This is a genomic window from Pseudomonas sp. IT-P74 (assembly GCF_949768175.1).
In the GTDB taxonomy this organism is placed as follows: domain Bacteria; phylum Pseudomonadota; class Gammaproteobacteria; order Pseudomonadales; family Pseudomonadaceae; genus Aquipseudomonas.
In genome coordinates, this window is record NZ_CATKQD010000066.1 from 268,832 (window position 1) to 286,127 (window position 17,296).

Here is a 17,296-nt window from a genome sequence, read left to right on the forward strand (position 1 = left end):
AGCAGCGGCAGAAACGATTGAGCCCGTCGCGGTTCGGTCTTTCTGCCGCTTTTTTTACGCATGCCGGGTAGCCGGAAAACAGGAGAGTGTAGATGGACTTAAATGCCGAGGTAGACAATCTGGTCAAGGTATCCCAAACCTGGATCCCGATGATCATGGAATACGGCAGCCGTGTACTGCTGGCGGTCATCACCCTGGCCATCGGCTGGTGGCTGATCAACAAGGTCACGAAAAAGCTCGGCGGCCTGATTGCATTGCGTAATGCCGACCTGGCGCTGCAAGGCTTCATCAGCAGCCTGGCGAACATCATCCTCAAGATCCTGCTGGTCGTCAGCGTGGCCTCGATGATCGGTGTGGAAACCACTTCGTTTGTGGCGGCGATCGGTGCGGCAGGCCTGGCCATTGGCCTGGCCTTGCAGGGCAGCCTGGCGAACTTCGCCGGTGGCGTGCTGATTTTGCTGTTCCGTCCGTTTCGCATTGGTGACTGGATCGAGGCTCAGGGTATCGCCGGTACTGTCGACAGCATCCAGATTTTCCATACCGTGCTGCGTACCGGTGACAACAAGACCATCATCGTGCCTAACGGCAATCTGTCGAATGGCATCATCACCAACACCAATCGTCAGCCGACCCGCAAAGTCGTGTTTGATGTCGGTGTTGATTACGAAGCGGACCTGCAGAAAGCCCGTGAAGTTTTGCTGGAATTGGCCAAGGATCCGCGTGTATTGGCAGATCCGGAGCCGCTGGCCGTTGTTTCCACCCTGGGTGACAGTGCGATCACGCTTTCGCTTCGTGTCTGGGTAAAGACTGCCGATTACTGGGACGTGATGTTCATGTTCAACGAACTGTCCCGTGACCGTCTGCGAGAGGCCGGCATCGATATTCCATTTCCACAGCGGGTTATTCGAGTGGTTCAGGAATCTGCGGTGCAGTGACGGGGCCTTTGAGCAATGTCTGACTCTTTGGTCAGGCATGTTCTGTAAGGAAGCAGTCAGGCAACAGCCAACAAAAAAGGCCCATCCGAAGATGGGCCTTTTGTTTTGTTACCGCAAACTAACTGGATGCGATTACAAAACCGACAGCGGGTAGTCGACGATGAAACGGAACTCTTTCACGTCGCCTTCACCTTCGTCAGCGTTAGCGAAGTGCCATGCTTGACGAATACGGAAGGAAAGATCTTTTGCCGGGCCAGTCTGAACAACGTACTTGGCTTCGAAGTTGGTCTCGTTGTGCTTGCCGTCTGCACCATACAGGCCTTCGTAAGCGCTGCCTGCTGGAGTTTTGGTGCCGTCGATGTCCCAACCTTTAACGTAACGGGTCATGAAGCTCAGACCTGGAACGCCGTACTCAGCCATTTTCAGGTCGTAACGAACCTGGGCAGACTTCTCGCCAGGGGCGTTGAAGTCAGAGTACTGGATGGAGTTGGCGAGGAAGATCGAGTCGCCGCCGCGGTTGTTTTTGCCCACGCCGATGTAGTCGAACGGAGTGTCACCGTTAACCTTCTGGAAGGCCAGGGTGATGGTGTGTGCTTTCATGAACGAGAAAGCGGCTGCCAGGGAGTAAGCGGTGTTGCTGATATCGCCCGCTTTGGCGTCACCGGTATCTTTGGTGTTGTAGATGTTACCGTCCAGGTTCAGCGACTCATCGCCACCCAGCGGGATGGTGTAGTTCAGGTTGGCGTAGTACTGGTTCCAGATGTCTTCCAGCTTGGCGCCATACAGCGATGCCGACAGGTTGTCGGTGATGCCGTATTTACCACCGAAGTAGTCGATGCTGTTGGCTTCTACGCCAGCGTAGGTTGCAAACAGGCCGCCGTCACGGGCGTTGCGGTCCTGGCTGGTCGCCGAGTAGAAGTGACCGGCTTCGAGGTCAAGGTCTTTGACTTCGCTGCTCTGCAGCTGGATGCCGCTGGCAGTTTGAGGAAGGATACGGGAGCCGCCAACTGCAAACACTGGGGCAGTGCTTGGCTGCATGTCGCCGACTTTCAGCTCGGTTTTGGATACGCGGAACTTAACTGCGCCGCCTGCTTTGCCCTGGCTGTCGTTGACTTCGCCATCAGCGTCGCGGCTCATGTTGCCGGTGCCGCCGGTGCCATCACCGCCGTCCAGTTTGATTGCCAGGTAGCCGAATGCATCAACACCAACACCGATCAGGCCTTGGGTGTAACCGGAGCTGAAATTGCCCCAGATGCCTTGGGTCCAGTCTTTCTGGTCGTTGGCGCCATCTTTGTTATCACGGTTGAAGTAGTAGTTGCGAACCAGCAAGTTCAGCGTGCTGTCTTCAACAATACCTTTGGCTTCAGCCTGGTCACTTACGAAAGGGGCGGCCGTAGCCAATTGGGTACTGGCTGCTGCTGCAACTGCCAGTGCGATCATGCTCCACTTCATCACGCGCATCGTGATTTGCTCCTTTGGTTTTAGAAGAGTACTGCCGTCCCACCTGTTTTATTATCTGGGCGGCTCTTTCTTTTTGTGTCGGCGCAAACTTATATCACGCCGACAATGTTGGCGATACTTGCGCATCTAACCTTTCGCCTTCTTTACGACCCTGTCGCAAACAGCATGGTAGATGTCGCAAATTTCCAGCTCCGACGCAACAGGGCGGACAACTTTAATGCTGTTTTCTGCGCCTTGTCGTCGGTAAAAAGAGTCCTGGTGAAACGTTTGAATCTCCATCGGGCTACCTTGCCACTATTTTTTTTACCTGAGGGCCTCCGCTTCCAGCGGGTGCCACTCGGGCGATACTGGGTATCAATGCAACAAGCGTGCACAAACTCGTGTTTTGTTACGCTTTTTTTCCAATTGACTGCCAGATGCTGTAAATACCTCATAAAACCGGGGGGCTCAAGCGCTTTTGGTTTGGGCTTGACGCCTTGCCTGACATCATGTTGCGCCCTTCTGATCGACAGTCTGGCAACCAGAAATGTTACCGGTTCACCCCACAATTGAGTAAATGGCGGATGTCGAAGCGTTCAGCGTAGACCCACTGTGCGGTTTTGGTGCAAAAATTTTTTGCCCTGTACTGAATTCATCTCTGTCGGCCGCTTGCCTGAAGCGAACTTTTCCTTGTTGATCAGTCATTTCGGCGTTTTTTCGCTGCTATCCGGTTCTGCAATGGTGCGCGGTAGTGAAAATTGTCCCATCCGGGGGCGTCTGTCAGTTTTTTGCTGACGCTCGTGGCCTCGATGCAAGGTTCGCCGTGAAGCCTGCGCCGTTCGCAGGTATGCTGCCGTCCGGTCGCTTGGTGCGCTGTCCTTCTGGATAGAGCGCTAAGCTGAAAAATGATGACCCGGCGGGAGTGCGCGCAGTGTTCGCTTTAGATCCACGACTTCAACAAGACACGTTACTGATCGGGGACTTTCCGCTCTGCCGGTTGCTGCTGTCCAACGATTCGAACTATCCCTGGTTCATCCTGGTACCTCGTCGCGAGGCTATCAGCGAGATATTTCAGTTGGATGTCGCAGAGCAGCAACAGCTTTGGCAGGAAACCACTGCGCTGTCGCAAGTGCTCAAGGATGCGTTCGATGCGGACAAGTTGAATGTGGCGGCGCTGGGCAATGTCGTCAGTCAGTTGCACATGCATGTGATTGTGCGCAAGCGCGAAGATGCCGCCTGGCCAGCGCCGGTTTGGGGTAAACATCCGGCAAAACCCTACGGTTCGGAGCAGATCGCCGCGATTCGCGAACGTTTGCGCTTGATTTTGACCGATGACTTTACGTTTCTGGAGGGCTGAACCATGAGCCTGGAAGAACGCGTTACCGAGCTGGAAAGCCGTCTGGCGTTTCAGGATGACACCATTCAGGCATTGAACGATGTGCTGGTGGCGCAGCAACGGGTGGTCGAGCGCCTGCAGCTGCAAATGGCCGCGCTGCTCAAGCGGCAGGAGGAAATGGTCGGGCAGTTCGAGTCATTCGAAGAAGAAGCGCCGCCGCCGCACTATTAGGCAAATCACAGGCATGAAAAAACCGCGGACAGCTGGGCTGTGCGCGGTTTTTTTTTGGCCTTGAATCAGCGGCGCGGCAGTGCGGCGATCACATCTTCGGCTTGCAGGCCCTTGTCACGATTCATGACGGAGAACTCCACGCGCTGGCCTTCGACCAGGACACGATGGCCTTCACCGCGAATGGCCCGGAAGTGGACGAAGATGTCGTCGCCGGAGTCGCGGGAGATGAAGCCAAAGCCTTTGGATGTGTTGAACCACTTGACGGTGCCGGTATCGCGGTTGCTCATGTCGTAGCTTGGCGAGGCGGCGGCTGGTGACGACTTGTAGAAGCTGATGCCCAGGTGCAGGGCAACGGCAACCAGGGCTGCGACCAGGCTGAACAGTACGGCGGGTTGACCGGCGATGACGGGCATCGGTGCGATCAGCGTCAGGGTTTGCAGGACGACGCTCAGAACCAGCAGGGCGCTGACCAGGTTTTGCAGTTGGTGACGCGGGCCTTTGTTCCAGTAAGGGATGACTGGTGCAAGCGTAAGGTTGAGCAGGCCGAAAAAGGCCAGGTACAGTGCGTCGGGTTGTTGCAGGTAAGGCAAGGCTTCGGATTGCAGGCTAGGGATGAAGGACAGCAGCAAGGCCGCTGCGCCTATCAACAGATGGACGATTTTCAACATTTTGATTAACTCACGTTAAGACAGCTCACAAGGAAGAGCTGATGGCGCACGGTTCGCTTCAAGATAATAAAGAGGCGTTGGACACGTACCCGGTATCAGCCTATGCGCCATGCCCGGAAAAATAGGCATTGGCGACACGCTGTCTATTTAACAGCAAAGCCGCAGGCTACTCAAATCAGGGCGTCCGGCGGCTCTTTTCGGGGCGAATTGCCGCAGGTTCTGAAGGGGATATCGCTTCGCTGCGTGGGAAAATGTCCGGAGTAGGACGTTCTCCAGGGTCTGCCAAAAGTTGTTGGCTTATCCTACGTCGAGGGTCATAAAGTCGGCTGGAAAATACCTTTGTATCTGCGTTTTTATAAGGCGACAGACAGTTGCGCTTAAAGAAACCAGGATGGCAAAGGAGTGTCAGCGTTATGGTTTATGAAAGGCAGGAAGAGCGGCGATACGGTTCGCGCAAGGATGTAAGGGTTGATCCGTTTGTTCGCGAGTTCGATATGGGGCTGGCCCAGCCCTTGTCCCGCTCCGTGCGATTGAATGGCTTCGCCACCTGTTTGCGGCTTGAGCAGGTTTATTGGGACATTTTGGCGGAGATGGCCCGGGTCAATGGTTGCTCGATCAATAACCTGTTGTCTCATGTGGATCGCGAAGTTCACTTGCGCCATGGCGGGGTAAGGAACTTCAGTGGATTGGTTCGGGTTGTCTGCGTCGTGCACAGTCTCAAGGACGGGGGTTGCATTGCCACGGCCTGGTCGGGGCGGTGAAAACAGCAGAGTGTCGGCCTGTGCAGTCTTACGGCTGCACAGGCCGCATTTAATGGATATAATCCCGCTCTTTGCCGCAAAACCCTGCGTAAGCGGTAGCAATCTGATCGCCGAGACAACCTCCATGCCGATGTACGATTATCAATGTGCTTCCTGTGGTCATCAGTTGGAAGCCATTCAAAAGATCAGCGATGCACCGCTGGTCGACTGCCCTGCCTGTCAGGCACCAGAGCTTAAGAAGTTGCTGTCCATGCCGGGCTTCCGCCTCAGCGGCACGGGTTGGTACGAAACCGATTTCAAGACCGGTTCCAAGAAGAACCTGGCCGGCGGCGACAAAGCTGACTAAGGTCTGGAACCTGAGTTGAACGACACGCGAGCTCTTGCATCACCCGGCGACTTTTTAAAGGCGGGGCTGCTGTAGGATCTCCAACCGAATTTCGAATTACGAGAAGTGAAACCACGACCATGATGCGCAGCCATTATTGCGGCCAACTGAACGAAAGCCTGGACGGCCAGGAAATTACCCTTTGCGGATGGGTCCACCGTCGCCGTGACCACGGTGGGGTGATTTTCCTCGATATCCGTGATCGTGATGGTCTGGCCCAGGTCGTGTTCGATCCGGACCGCGCTGAAACCTTCGCCGCTGCCGACCGCGTGCGCAGCGAGTACGTCGTGAAGATCACCGGCAAGGTTCGCCTGCGTCCGGCCGGTGCGACCAACGCCAACATGGCGTCGGGCATGATCGAAGTCCTGGGCTACGAGCTGGAAGTGCTGAACGAATCGGAAACTCCGCCGTTCCCGTTGAACGAGTTCTCCGACGTCGGCGAAGAAACCCGCCTGCGCTATCGCTTCCTCGACCTGCGTCGCCCGGAAATGGCCGAGAAGCTGCGTCTGCGTTCGCGCATGACCACCAGCATCCGTCGCTTCCTGGACGAGAACGGCTTCCTCGATGTCGAGACGCCGATCCTGACCCGTGCCACCCCGGAAGGCGCACGCGACTACCTGGTGCCGAGCCGTACTCATGCCGGATCGTTCTTCGCCTTGCCGCAATCGCCGCAGCTGTTCAAGCAACTGCTGATGGTGGCTGGCTTCGACCGTTACTACCAGATCGCCAAGTGCTTCCGTGACGAAGACCTGCGGGCCGACCGTCAGCCGGAATTCACCCAGATCGACATCGAGACCAGCTTCCTCGATGAAAAAGAGATCATGGGCCTGACCGAGCAAATGATCCGCAACCTGTTCAAGGAAGTGCTGGGCCTGGAATTCGGTGAGTTCCCGCACATGACCTTCGAAGAAGCCATGCGCCGCTACGGTTCCGACAAGCCAGACCTGCGTAACCCGCTGGAGCTGGTGGACGTGGCCGATCAGCTCAAGGAAGTCGACTTCAAGGTGTTCAGCGGTCCGGCCAACGACCCGAAATGCCGTATCGCCGCCTTGCGCGTACCTGGCGGGGCGAGCATGCCGCGCAAGCAGATCGACGACTACACCAAGTTCGTCGGCATCTACGGTGCCAAGGGCCTGGCGTACATCAAGGTCAACGAGCGCGCCAAGGGTGTTGAAGGCCTGCAGTCGCCAATCGTGAAGAACATCCCTGAAGACAACCTCAACGTGATCCTCGATCGCGTGGGTGCGGTCGACGGCGATATCGTGTTCTTCGGTGCCGACAAGGCGAAGATCGTCAGCGAAGCCCTGGGCGCGCTGCGGATCAAGCTCGGCCACGACCTGGATCTGCTGACCTGCAAGTGGGCACCAATGTGGGTCGTCGACTTCCCGATGTTCGAAGAAAACGACGACGGCAGCTTCACCGCCTTGCACCACCCGTTCACCGCACCGAAGTGCACCCCGCAAGAGCTGGAAGCCAACCCGGCTGGCGCTCTGTCCCGTGCCTACGACATGGTGTTGAACGGCACCGAACTGGGTGGCGGTTCGATCCGTATCCACCGTAAAGAGATGCAGCAGTCGGTGTTCCGTCTGTTGGGCATCAACGAAGCGGAACAGGAAGAGAAATTCGGCTTCCTGCTCGACGCCCTGAAATACGGCGCGCCGCCGCACGGTGGCCTGGCCTTCGGTCTGGACCGCCTGGTGATGCTGATGACCGGCGCCCAGTCGATCCGTGAAGTGATCGCCTTCCCGAAAACCCAGAGCGCGGCAGATGTCATGACTCAGGCACCGGGCCAGGTGGATGCCAAGGCATTGCGCGAGCTGCACATTCGTCTGCGCGAAACGCCTAAGGCCGAGTAAGGCTGACCTGAAGGGCGCATCTGTGGATGCGCCCTTTCTTTATAGATAGAGCAGTTCAAGATTTTTGTTTGCCGGCCGGCGCAATACAGCGCAGCGGGCAATGTTTCAAAGAGAATTCGGAGCGAGTTATGGCAGGTCATTCCAAGTGGGCGAACATCAAGCACCGCAAAGAACGTCAGGATGCCAAGAAGGGCAAGATTTTCACCAAGTGGATCCGCGAGTTGACCGTCGCTGCCCGTCAGGGCGGTGGTGATCCGGGCTCCAACCCGCGTCTGCGCCTGGCGCTGGACAAGGCCCTTGGTGCAAACATGAGCCGCGACATCATCGATCGCGCGGTTGCCCGTGGTGCCGGCGCAGCCGACACCGATGACATGGTCGAGCTGACCTACGAAGGGTACGGCCCGGGCGGCGTGGCGGTGATGGTCGAATGCATGACCGACAACCGTAATCGCACCGCAGCCGCTGTTCGTCACGCGTTCAGCAAATGCGGCGGCAACCTGGGGACTGACGGTTCGGTGGCCTATCTGTTCGAACGCAAGGGGCAGATCTCCTTCGCTGCCGGCGTTGACGAAGATGCGCTGATGGAAGCCGCCATGGAAGCCGACGCCGATGACGTGGTGACCAACGAAGACGGTTCGATCGACGTGTTCACCTCGTTTGCCGGGTTCTATTCGGTGCGTAACGCACTGGAAGCGGCGGGTTTCAAGGGTGACGACGCGGAAATCGTCATGTTGCCGACCACCAGCGCCGAGCTCGATCTGGAAGGCGCCGAGAAAGTCCTCAAGCTGATCGACATGCTTGAAGACCTGGATGACGTGCAGAACGTCTATTCCAATGCGGAAATCCCGGAGTCGGTGGCTGCACAGCTCGGTTAAGGGCGACCAGGATACATTGTGGGAGCGAGCCTGCTCGCGATTGCGGATTTTCAGGCAGCATCGTTGCTGGATGTGAAATCGCTATCGCGAGCAGGCTCGCTCCCACATTTGTTTTTCGTTGTATTGAATTTCGTGCTTTTAATGAGTCGCAGGCGTTATGACTTTAATTCTTGGTATCGACCCCGGTTCGCGTATCACCGGTTACGGTGTGGTTCGTGATACCGGCCGTGGCTGTGAGTACGTCGCCTCCGGTTGTATCCGCACCGGTGCCGGCGAGCTGCATGAGCGACTGCAGATTGTCTATCGCGGGGTACGGGAGATCATTCAGACTTACCATCCGGTGACCATGGGGATCGAAAAGGTTTTCATGGCCCGTAACGCCGATTCCGCCCTGAAACTGGGGCAGGCCCGTGGCGCAGCGATCGTCGCGGGTGCCGAGGAAAGCCTGGAAATAGCCGAATACACCGCAACCCAGGTCAAGCAGGCGGTCGTCGGCACCGGTGCGGCCAACAAGGAGCAGGTGCAAATGATGGTCATGCACATGCTCAAGCTCACCAGTAAACCGCAGATCGATGCCTCGGACGCCCTGGCCATTGCCATTTGCCATGCTCACACTCGCTCCAGCCTGCTGCCCCATGGGCTGGGAGCTGCACGCAGTCGTGGCGGGCGCCTGCGTCTCTGATAGCATCAGCAATCATTTTCATGGAGTGAGTGCGTTCCGCCTGTGTCGTCGGCGGTATTGCTCGCTCTATCAGTCGCTGGCCAAGAGCTGGCCAACGCTCAAGGATTTGTAACGTGATTGGACGTTTGCGCGGCACCCTGGCTGAGAAGCAGCCTCCCCATCTGATTCTGGATGTAAATGGCCTGGGCTATGAGCTTGAAGTGCCCATGACGACCCTTTATCGCTTGCCGTCGGTCGGTGAGCCGCTAACCTTGCATACCCATTTGGTCGTGCGCGAAGACGCACAGTTACTCTATGGTTTTATCGGCAGGCGTGAGCGCGATTTTTTTCGCGAATTGATCCGCCTCAATGGCGTCGGGCCGAAACTGGCCTTGGCCTTGATGTCGAGCCTGGAAGTCGACGAGCTGGTTCGCTGCGTACAGTCCCAGGACACTTCGGCGCTGACCAAGGTCCCGGGCGTCGGCAAGAAGACCGCCGAACGCTTGCTGGTGGAACTCAAGGATCGCTTCAAGGCCTGGGAAACCGTACCGGCCATGTTCGCCCTGGTGCCGAACCAGCCGGATGGACCGGCTCCGGTGAACACTGCCGAGACTGATGCCGTCAGCGCCTTGATTTCCCTGGGCTACAAGCCCCAGGAAGCGAGCAAGGCGGTGTCTGCGATCAAGGAGAAAGATTTGAGCAGTGAAGACATGATCCGCCGCGCCTTGAAGGGAATGATCTAAGTGATTGAAGCTGATCGTCTGATCGCTGCCACGCACAGTCCGCGTGAGCGCGAAGAAGTCCAGGACCGCGCCATTCGCCCTGTCAGCCTGGCCGAATACATTGGCCAGCCGACCGTTCGCGAGCAGATGGAGTTGTTCATTCAGGCTGCGCGCGGTCGTAACGAATCCCTGGATCACACGCTGATCTTCGGGCCGCCCGGCCTGGGCAAGACCACGCTCGCCAACATCATCGCCCAGGAAATGGGCGTGTCGATCAAGAGCACCTCGGGGCCGGTGCTGGAGCGCCCCGGTGACCTGGCGGCGCTGTTGACCAACCTTGAGCCCCACGATGTGCTGTTTATCGACGAAATCCATCGCCTGTCGCCCATCGTTGAAGAAGTGCTGTACCCGGCCATGGAGGATTTTCAGCTCGACATCATGATCGGTGAAGGCCCGGCCGCGCGTTCGATCAAGCTGGATCTGCCGCCGTTCACCCTGGTCGGGGCAACGACGCGTGCGGGGATGCTTACCAACCCGTTGCGTGACCGTTTCGGCATCGTCCAGCGCCTGGAGTTCTACAACAACGCCGATCTGTCGACAATTGTCAGTCGCTCGGCAAGCATCCTTGGTTTGCCGCTGGACCCGGAAGGTGCTTTCGAAATCGCCCGACGTGCCCGTGGCACCCCACGGATCGCCAACCGTTTGCTGCGCCGGGTGCGCGACTTCGCTGAAGTTCGCGCCAAGGGCCACATCACCAAGCCGATTGCCGACCTGGCGCTGAACCTGCTGGACGTCGACGAGCGTGGCTTCGATCACCAGGACCGACGTCTGTTGCTGACCATGATCGAGAAATTCGATGGCGGGCCGGTCGGGGTCGACAGCCTGGCCGCCGCCATCAGCGAAGAGCGTCACACCATCGAAGACGTGCTCGAGCCATACCTGATCCAGCAGGGTTACATCATGCGCACGCCTCGGGGGCGGGTGGTGACGCGGCATGCCTACCTGCATTTTGGTTTAAACATTCCGTCACGATTGGGCGAAATGCCCGTGGTAGACGAGTTTCTCGATGCCGCTGACGATTAATTAACATTGCGTGCTGATTTTTTCGGGCAATGTAGGGTCCCAGGACCGTACTTTCACGTGAAAGCCGCAGAACAATGAAAAACAGTTGCCATGCCGGATTGGCAACCTGAGGAGTAAGCACTAGAGTATGCGCGCGCAAAACGGGCTTGAGCCTTTCGCACATCGCTGTCGCGTTTATTACGAGGACACCGATGCGGGGGGCATCGTGTATTACGTTAATTACCTCAAGTTTATGGAGCGGGCTCGAACCGAGCGGCTACGAGATCTGGGCTTTGCCCAATCCACGCTTGCCGGTGAGGACCTGTTGTTCGTCGTGCATTCCAGCGAAGCGCGCTACCACGCGCCGGCGCGACTGGACGACGAACTGCTGGTAAGCGCCGAGGTAATCGAATTGAACCGTGCCAGCCTGCGCTTCAAGCAGCAGGTCAGGCGGGCAACGGATAATGTGCTGCTCTGCGAAGGGCAGTTTCTGGTGGCCTGTGTGCGCACTGAAAGTTTGAAACCCCGGGCCATTCCCGAAGCTCTACGGGCGGCCTTTGCCGACGTGAGCGGCGCGGGTACACACTCAAAGCAGGAGATAAAGCGTGGAAGCTAACGTCGTCGACCATTCCTCCATGTGGAGCCTGGTCAGCAATGCCAGTATCGTGGTGCAACTGGTAATGCTGATCCTGGTAGCCGCATCGGTGACCTCGTGGATCATGATTTTTCAGCGCAGCAACCTGCTGCGTGCCGGTCGACGCGCCCTGGAGAGCTTTGAAGAGCGCTTCTGGTCGGGTATCGACCTGTCCAAACTGTACCGTCAGGCCGGCAGCAATCCGGACCCTGATTCGGGCGTCGAGCAAATCTTCCGTGCCGGTTTCAAGGAATTCTCCCGTCTGCGTCAGCAGTCGGGCGTTGATCCGGAAGCGGTCATGGAAGGCGTGGCCCGTGCCATGCGCGTCGCCATTTCCCGCGAAGAAGAAAAGCTCGAGCAGAGCCTGCCTTTCCTGGCCACCGTTGGTTCCGTGAGCCCGTACATCGGTCTGTTCGGTACCGTCTGGGGGATCATGAACTCCTTCCGTGGCCTGGCCACCGCCCAGCAAGCGACGCTGGCCACTGTGGCGCCAGGTATCGCCGAAGCACTGATTGCCACCGCGATCGGTCTGTTCGCTGCCATTCCAGCCGTTATCGCTTACAACCGTTTTGCTGCTCGCAGCGAAACCCTGCTGGGCCGCTACTACACCTTCGCCGACGAGTTCCAGGCGATCCTGCACCGTAAAGTGCACACCAGCGAAGAATAAGCAGGTAATTTCCAATGGCTTTAATCGCTCGAGCTCGCAAAAAGCGCAAGCCGGTCGCCGAGATGAACGTGGTGCCTTACATCGACGTGATGTTGGTGCTGCTGGTCATCTTCATGGTGACCGCGCCGATGCTCAATCAGGGCGTGAAAGTTGATCTGCCCAAGGTTTCCAGCGAAGCCTTGCCGCAGGACAACAACACCCAGGTCCTGACCATTTCCATCAAATCCGACAAGACCTACTACTGGAATCTTGGTAGCGAAGTCGACACCGAAAAGCAGCAGGATCGGGCCATGACCCTGCCGCAGATGACTGACGCGGTGACCAAGATCATTCGCGTCGGCAACGAAGGCGGCAAGCGTACCCAGGTCTTCATTCGCGGCGACAAAACCGTCGATTACGGCTCCGTCATGGGGGCCATGGGCGGGTTGCAGAAAGCCGGGGTCGGTAATGTTGGCTTGATTACCGAGGCGCCCTGATGCAGCAACAGCGAGAGCCGTCCGCCTCGGAAAGCTACTTCTGGCCTAGTGTCTGGGCGATTGGCTTGCACGTGCTGGTGTTCGGCATGCTGTTCGTCAGCTTTGCCTTTACCCCGGAACTGCCGCCGGCCAAGCCGATTGTCCAGGCGACCCTGTACCAACTGAAGTCGAAAAGTCGGGCCACCACCCAGACCAATCAGAAGATTGCCGGTGAAGCGCAGAAATCCGCTGCGCGCCAGACCGAAGTCGAACAGATGGAACAGAAAAAGATCGAGCAGGAAGCGATCAAGGCCGCGGAACAAAAGAAGGAAGATGCGGCTCAAAAAGCCGAAGAATCCAAGAAGGCCGACGAGACGAAGAAAGCGGAAGAGGCAAAAAAGGCTGATGAAGCCAAGAAAGCCGATGAAGCGAAGAAGACCGCCGAAGCCAAAAAGGTCGAAGAGAAACAATTGGCTGATATAGCCAAGAAGAAGGCCGAAGAAGAAGCCAAGAAAGCGGCTGAAGAAGAGGCCAAGAAAGCGGCCGCCGAAGAAGCGAAGAAAAAGATCGTCGAAGACGCCAAGAAGAAAGCCGCGGAAGACGCCAAGAAGAAATCTGAAGCTGAAGAGGCGAAGAAGAAAGTCGCTGAAGACGCGAAGAAGAAAGCGGCTGCCGATGCTGCGAAGAAAAAATCGCAGGAAGCGGCGCGTAAATCCGCCGAAGACAAAAAGGCCCAGGCCTTGGCCGATTTGCTTTCCGACACGCCGCAGCGTCAGCAGGCCTTGGCCGATGAGCAGGGCGATGAAGTCGCCGGCAGTTTCGATGATCTGATTCGTGCGCGTGCAGCGGAAGGCTGGGCTCGTCCGCCTTCGGCCCGCAAAGGCATGACGGTCGTGTTGCAAATCGGCATGTTGCCGGACGGGACGGTGACTTCGGTCAGCGTGTCCAAGTCCAGTGGCGACGGTCCGTTTGACGCGTCGGCTGTTGCAGCGGTGAAGAATATTGGACGTTTGACAGAAATGCAGGGAATGAAGCCGAGTGATTTCGCTCCGTATCGTTCATTCAAGATGACATTCACACCTGAGGATCTAGCTTTGTGAGAAACCTTCTTCGAGGAATGCTGGTCGTTATCTGCTGCATGGCAGGGATGGCGATGGCAGATGAGAAAAACATTCTGGTTACAAGCGGCAGCGATCGGGCGACCCCGATCGCCGTCGTACCGTTCGGCTTCCAGGGCGGTAGCGTGCTGCCGGACGACATGGCGGAAATCATCGGTAACGACCTGCGTAACTCGGGTTACTACTCGCCGCTTCCAAAGCAGAACATGATCAGCCAGCCGAGCCAGGCCAGCGAAATCATCTTCCGTGACTTCAAGGCGCTGGGTGCCCAGTACGTCATGGTCGGCAGCATCGTTCCGGCGGGCGGTCGCCTGCAGGTGCAATACGCACTGTTCAACGTGGCCACCGAACAGCAAGTGCTGACCGGCAGCGTGTCCGGCGGCGTCGATCAGTTACGCGACATGGCGCACTATATCTCCGACCAGTCGTTCGAAAAGCTCACGGGTATCAAGGGTGCTTTCTCGACTCGCCTGCTGTACGTAACGGCCGAGCGTTTCTCCGAGAACAACACTCGCTACACCCTGCAACGTTCGGACTACGACGGTGCTCGCGCCGTGACCCTGCTGCAGTCGCGCGAGCCGATCCTGTCGCCGCGTTTCGCACCGGATGGCAAGCGCATCGCTTATGTCTCTTTCGAGCAGAAGCGTCCACGCATCTTCATGCAGAACATCGACACCGGTCGCCGTGAGCAGATCACCAACTTCGAAGGCCTGAACGGTGCGCCAGCCTGGTCGCCGGATGGCAATCGCCTGGCGTTCGTGCTGTCGAAAGACGGCAACCCGGACATCTATGTGATGAACCTGGGTTCGCGTCAGATCAGCCGCGTCACCAACGGCCCTGGCATCAACACCGAACCGTTCTGGGGCAAGGATGGCTCGACCATCTACTTCACGTCCGACCGTGGCGGCAAGCCGCAGATCTACAAGACCAGTGCCGGTGGTGGCGGTGCCGAACGCGTGACTTTCGTCGGTAACTACAACGCCAACCCTAAACTGTCGGCTGATGAAAAGACGCTTGTCATGATTCACCGTCAGGATGGCTTCACCAATTTCAAGGTGGCGGCCCAGGATTTGCAGCGCGGTAGTGTAAAAATCCTCACTGATAGCACTCTGGACGAGTCGCCTACTGTCGCGCCCAACGGCACCATGGTAATCTACGCCACCCGCCAGCAGGGCCGGGGAGTCTTGATGCTCGTGTCCATCAATGGACGCGTAAGGCTCCCGCTTCCTACCGCACAAGGCGAAGTCAGAGAACCTTCCTGGTCCCCTTACCTGAACTGACGCGGCGCTATACGTTGTACTTAACACACTGGGGTTCATTAGGAGTTTCACGATGGAAATGCTGAAGTTTGGTAAATTTGCTGCGCTGGCACTGGCCATGGCTGTAGCTGTAGGTTGCTCGTCCAAAGGCGGCGACAATGCCGGTGAAGGCGCGGTAGATCCAAACGCTGGTTACGGCGCAAACACTGGTGCAGTTGACGGCTCCCTGAGCGAAGAAGCTGCTCTGCGCGCTATCACTACTTTCTACTTCGAATACGACAGCTCGGACCTGAAGCCAGAAGCCATGCGCGCTCTGGACGTTCACGCCAAAGACCTGAAAGCAAACGGCGCTCGCGTTGTTCTGGAAGGCAACACCGACGAACGTGGTACTCGTGAGTACAACATGGCACTGGGCGAGCGTCGTGCGAAAGCCGTTCAGCGCTACCTGGTACTGCAAGGTGTTTCCCCAGCTCAGCTGGAACTGGTTTCCTACGGCGAAGAGCGTCCAGTTGCTACCGGCAACGACGAGCAGTCCTGGGCTCAAAACCGTCGCGTCGAACTGCGTAAGTAATTCGTCATGCGAACGTGCCGTCGTGCTGTAACTGTTCTGGCTCTCAGTCTCGCGCCGCTTGCGGTGTGGGCTGCGGTTCCTGTGGTCGATAACGACTCCGGCTATAACAATAGCGGGAGCAGTTATCCGCCTGCAGGTTACGGTACGAACGGCGCCTATGCCGGGGGAGGGGTTTCGGCCCCTGTCTCGGCACAGGGCGAGCTGTTCAACCAACTGCAATCAATGCAGCAACAGATCGAGCGCCAGCAAGGTGCGATTGAAGTTCTGCAAAATGATGTAGCGCGCATGAAACAGGAAAACCTGGAGCGATACCAGGATCTTGATCGGCGCATAGGAACCGGCGTTGCACCAGCCGCGACTCCTGAAAATTCTTCCACCGGCGGTGATTCGAATTCCGCTGGTGCAGCCGCAGGTGCGGCAGCTGGCGCAGCCGCCGCTCAAGCACCTGCCGCGGGTGGCGAACCGGCGGATCCGGCGAAGGAAAAGCTCTATTACGATGCTGCCTTCGACCTGATCAAGGCCAAGGATTTCGACAAGGCCAGCCAGGCTTTTGCCGCTTTCCTGCGCAAATACCCGAACAGCCAGTACGCGGGCAACGCCCAATACTGGTTGGGCGAAGTGAATCTGGCCAAAGGCGATCTGCAAGGCGCAGGTCAGGCGTTTGCCAAGGTTTCGCAGCTGTATCCCAAGCACGCCAAAGTGCCGGACTCGCTGTACAAGCTCGCTGATGTAGAGCGTCGCCTGGGTCATACCGACCGGGTCAAAGGCATTCTGCAGCAGGTGGTGTCCCAATATCCGGGCACTTCCGCCGCTCAGTTGGCCCAGCGTGATCTGCAAAAAATGTAAGCCTGCTTGACCCGTTTCAAAGAAACCCGCGCTTGTCGCGGGTTTTTTCGTTAGAATTCACGCCCTTTTTATGAAACACGCTTTTAGGGGCCTGCGCTTTGCCGGGGTTCCTTCAAGTGCCTGACGGAGGCGGACAGCCTGTTTAGCTGTTACGCCCGTGGCGACTATGCAAGACACATTGAGAATCACCGAAGTTTTCTACTCGTTGCAGGGTGAAACGCGGACTGCCGGCCTGCCCACTGTTTTTGTGCGCCTGACCGGTTGCCCTCTGCGTTGCCAATACTGCGACAGCGCCTACGCGTTCACCGGCGGAACCATTCGCACGCTCGACGACATCCTCGAGCAAGTTGCCGGTTTTCGCCCGCGATACGTCTGCGTCACGGGCGGCGAGCCCCTGGCACAGCCCAACGCCATTCCCTTGCTCAAGCGCTTGTGTGACGCCGGTTACGAAGTGTCGCTGGAAACCAGTGGCTCCATCGATATCTCGGCAGTAGATTCCCGGGTCAGTCGCGTTGTCGACCTGAAAACCCCGGGTTCGAAGGAAGCGCACCGCAATCGCTACGAAAACATCGAGCTGCTCACGCCCAACGATCAGGTGAAGTTTGTCATCTGCTCGCGGGAGGACTATGACTGGTCCGTATCCAAGCTGATCCAGTACGGTCTTAACCTGCGTGCCGGTGAAGTCCTGTTCTCGCCAAGTCACCATGATCTCAATGCCCGGGATCTGGCGGACTGGGTGGTGGCGGACAACCTGCCAGTGCGTTTGCAATTGCAGCTGCATAAATATCTATGGAATGACGAGCCGGGGCGCTGA

20 protein-coding genes are annotated in these 17,296 nt (G+C 57.6%); 18 read left to right on the forward strand and 2 right to left on the reverse strand.

All coding sequences use genetic code 11. From position 1 onward, the window contains the following. The first annotated feature begins 92 nt into the window (after positions 1-92). The gene (locus ACM6J5_RS23595) at positions 93-935 is read left to right on the forward strand and encodes a mechanosensitive ion channel family protein (protein WP_414929436.1); all 843 of its coding nucleotides are present in this window, start codon (positions 93-95) and stop codon (positions 933-935) included. A 132-nt stretch (positions 936-1,067) separates the two neighbouring features. Here ACM6J5_RS23595 and ACM6J5_RS23600 read toward each other — a convergent pair whose 3' ends face one another. Beyond that, on the reverse strand, positions 1,068-2,396 hold the full coding sequence (locus tag ACM6J5_RS23600; RefSeq protein WP_414929437.1) for an OprD family porin: 1,329 nt from the start codon (positions 2,394-2,396) through the stop codon (positions 1,068-1,070). Positions 2,397-3,306: 910 nt separating this feature from the next. On the opposite strand from ACM6J5_RS23600, the gene ACM6J5_RS23605 reads away from it, so the two are divergent. Then, the gene (locus tag ACM6J5_RS23605; RefSeq protein ID WP_095942782.1) at positions 3,307-3,732 is read left to right on the forward strand and encodes an HIT family protein; all 426 of its coding nucleotides are present in this window, start codon (positions 3,307-3,309) and stop codon (positions 3,730-3,732) included. Positions 3,733-3,735: 3 nt separating this feature from the next. Beyond that, on the forward strand, positions 3,736-3,942 hold the full coding sequence (locus tag ACM6J5_RS23610) for a SlyX family protein (RefSeq protein ID WP_008052459.1): 207 nt from the start codon (positions 3,736-3,738) through the stop codon (positions 3,940-3,942). 65 nt (positions 3,943-4,007) lie between these two features. On the opposite strand, the gene ACM6J5_RS23615 is transcribed toward ACM6J5_RS23610, so the two are convergent. After that, positions 4,008-4,610, reverse strand: coding sequence for a cold-shock protein (locus ACM6J5_RS23615; protein WP_095942781.1), 603 nt, complete (start codon positions 4,608-4,610; stop codon positions 4,008-4,010). A 413-nt stretch (positions 4,611-5,023) separates the two neighbouring features. Here ACM6J5_RS23615 and ACM6J5_RS23620 point away from each other — a divergent pair, with 413 nt between their 5' ends. The 15 genes from ACM6J5_RS23620 (at position 5,024) to queE (ending at position 17,296) form a co-directional block, all read left to right on the forward strand. Next, positions 5,024-5,371, forward strand: a complete 348-nt coding sequence (locus ACM6J5_RS23620; protein ID WP_095942780.1) for a ribbon-helix-helix domain-containing protein — start codon at positions 5,024-5,026, stop codon at positions 5,369-5,371. Between the two features lie 124 nt (positions 5,372-5,495). Next, the gene (locus ACM6J5_RS23625; protein WP_032829812.1) at positions 5,496-5,717 is read left to right on the forward strand and encodes an FmdB family zinc ribbon protein; all 222 of its coding nucleotides are present in this window, start codon (positions 5,496-5,498) and stop codon (positions 5,715-5,717) included. 119 nt (positions 5,718-5,836) lie between these two features. Continuing rightward, entirely contained in the window at positions 5,837-7,612 is a 1,776-nt protein-coding gene (gene aspS / locus ACM6J5_RS23630; protein ID WP_007995642.1) for an aspartate--tRNA ligase, read from the forward strand. 128 nt (positions 7,613-7,740) lie between these two features. After that, the gene (locus tag ACM6J5_RS23635) at positions 7,741-8,487 is read left to right on the forward strand and encodes a YebC/PmpR family DNA-binding transcriptional regulator (protein ID WP_056726044.1); all 747 of its coding nucleotides are present in this window, start codon (positions 7,741-7,743) and stop codon (positions 8,485-8,487) included. Positions 8,488-8,644: 157 nt separating this feature from the next. Then, positions 8,645-9,169 (forward strand): crossover junction endodeoxyribonuclease RuvC, encoded by a 525-nt coding sequence (gene ruvC, locus ACM6J5_RS23640; protein WP_008015799.1) that lies wholly within the window; start codon positions 8,645-8,647, stop codon positions 9,167-9,169. Between the two features lie 113 nt (positions 9,170-9,282). After that, positions 9,283-9,891 carry a Holliday junction branch migration protein RuvA gene (gene ruvA / locus ACM6J5_RS23645; RefSeq protein ID WP_095942777.1) on the forward strand — a complete coding sequence of 203 codons (609 nt, stop codon included), beginning with the start codon at positions 9,283-9,285 and terminating at the stop codon, positions 9,889-9,891. Next, positions 9,892-10,953, forward strand: coding sequence for a Holliday junction branch migration DNA helicase RuvB (ruvB, locus tag ACM6J5_RS23650; protein WP_008015800.1), 1,062 nt, complete (start codon positions 9,892-9,894; stop codon positions 10,951-10,953). Between the two features lie 127 nt (positions 10,954-11,080). After that, positions 11,081-11,548, forward strand: a complete 468-nt coding sequence (ybgC, locus tag ACM6J5_RS23655; RefSeq protein WP_008052449.1) for a tol-pal system-associated acyl-CoA thioesterase — start codon at positions 11,081-11,083, stop codon at positions 11,546-11,548. Next, positions 11,538-12,233 carry a protein TolQ gene (gene tolQ / locus ACM6J5_RS23660; protein ID WP_007897030.1) on the forward strand — a complete coding sequence of 232 codons (696 nt, stop codon included), beginning with the start codon at positions 11,538-11,540 and terminating at the stop codon, positions 12,231-12,233. Before ybgC ends, tolQ begins: the two co-directional genes overlap by 11 nt. Before the next feature lie 23 nt (positions 12,234-12,256). Beyond that, the gene (gene tolR, locus ACM6J5_RS23665) at positions 12,257-12,709 is read left to right on the forward strand and encodes a protein TolR (RefSeq protein WP_160389304.1); all 453 of its coding nucleotides are present in this window, start codon (positions 12,257-12,259) and stop codon (positions 12,707-12,709) included. After that, positions 12,709-13,788 carry a cell envelope integrity protein TolA gene (gene tolA / locus ACM6J5_RS23670; RefSeq protein ID WP_095942775.1) on the forward strand — a complete coding sequence of 360 codons (1,080 nt, stop codon included), beginning with the start codon at positions 12,709-12,711 and terminating at the stop codon, positions 13,786-13,788. The genes tolR and tolA overlap by 1 nt, the downstream gene beginning before the upstream one ends. Positions 13,789-13,805: 17 nt before the next feature. Continuing rightward, the gene (gene tolB, locus ACM6J5_RS23675; RefSeq protein WP_167362903.1) at positions 13,806-15,086 is read left to right on the forward strand and encodes a Tol-Pal system beta propeller repeat protein TolB; all 1,281 of its coding nucleotides are present in this window, start codon (positions 13,806-13,808) and stop codon (positions 15,084-15,086) included. A 52-nt stretch (positions 15,087-15,138) separates the two neighbouring features. After that, positions 15,139-15,636 carry a peptidoglycan-associated lipoprotein Pal gene (pal, locus tag ACM6J5_RS23680; RefSeq protein ID WP_003178634.1) on the forward strand — a complete coding sequence of 166 codons (498 nt, stop codon included), beginning with the start codon at positions 15,139-15,141 and terminating at the stop codon, positions 15,634-15,636. Between the two features lie 6 nt (positions 15,637-15,642). Then, complete coding sequence (ybgF, locus tag ACM6J5_RS23685) at positions 15,643-16,482, forward strand: tol-pal system protein YbgF (RefSeq protein ID WP_414929438.1); 840 nt, start codon at positions 15,643-15,645, stop codon at positions 16,480-16,482. A 166-nt stretch (positions 16,483-16,648) separates the two neighbouring features. Beyond that, the gene (queE, locus tag ACM6J5_RS23690; protein ID WP_150754451.1) at positions 16,649-17,296 is read left to right on the forward strand and encodes a 7-carboxy-7-deazaguanine synthase QueE; all 648 of its coding nucleotides are present in this window, start codon (positions 16,649-16,651) and stop codon (positions 17,294-17,296) included.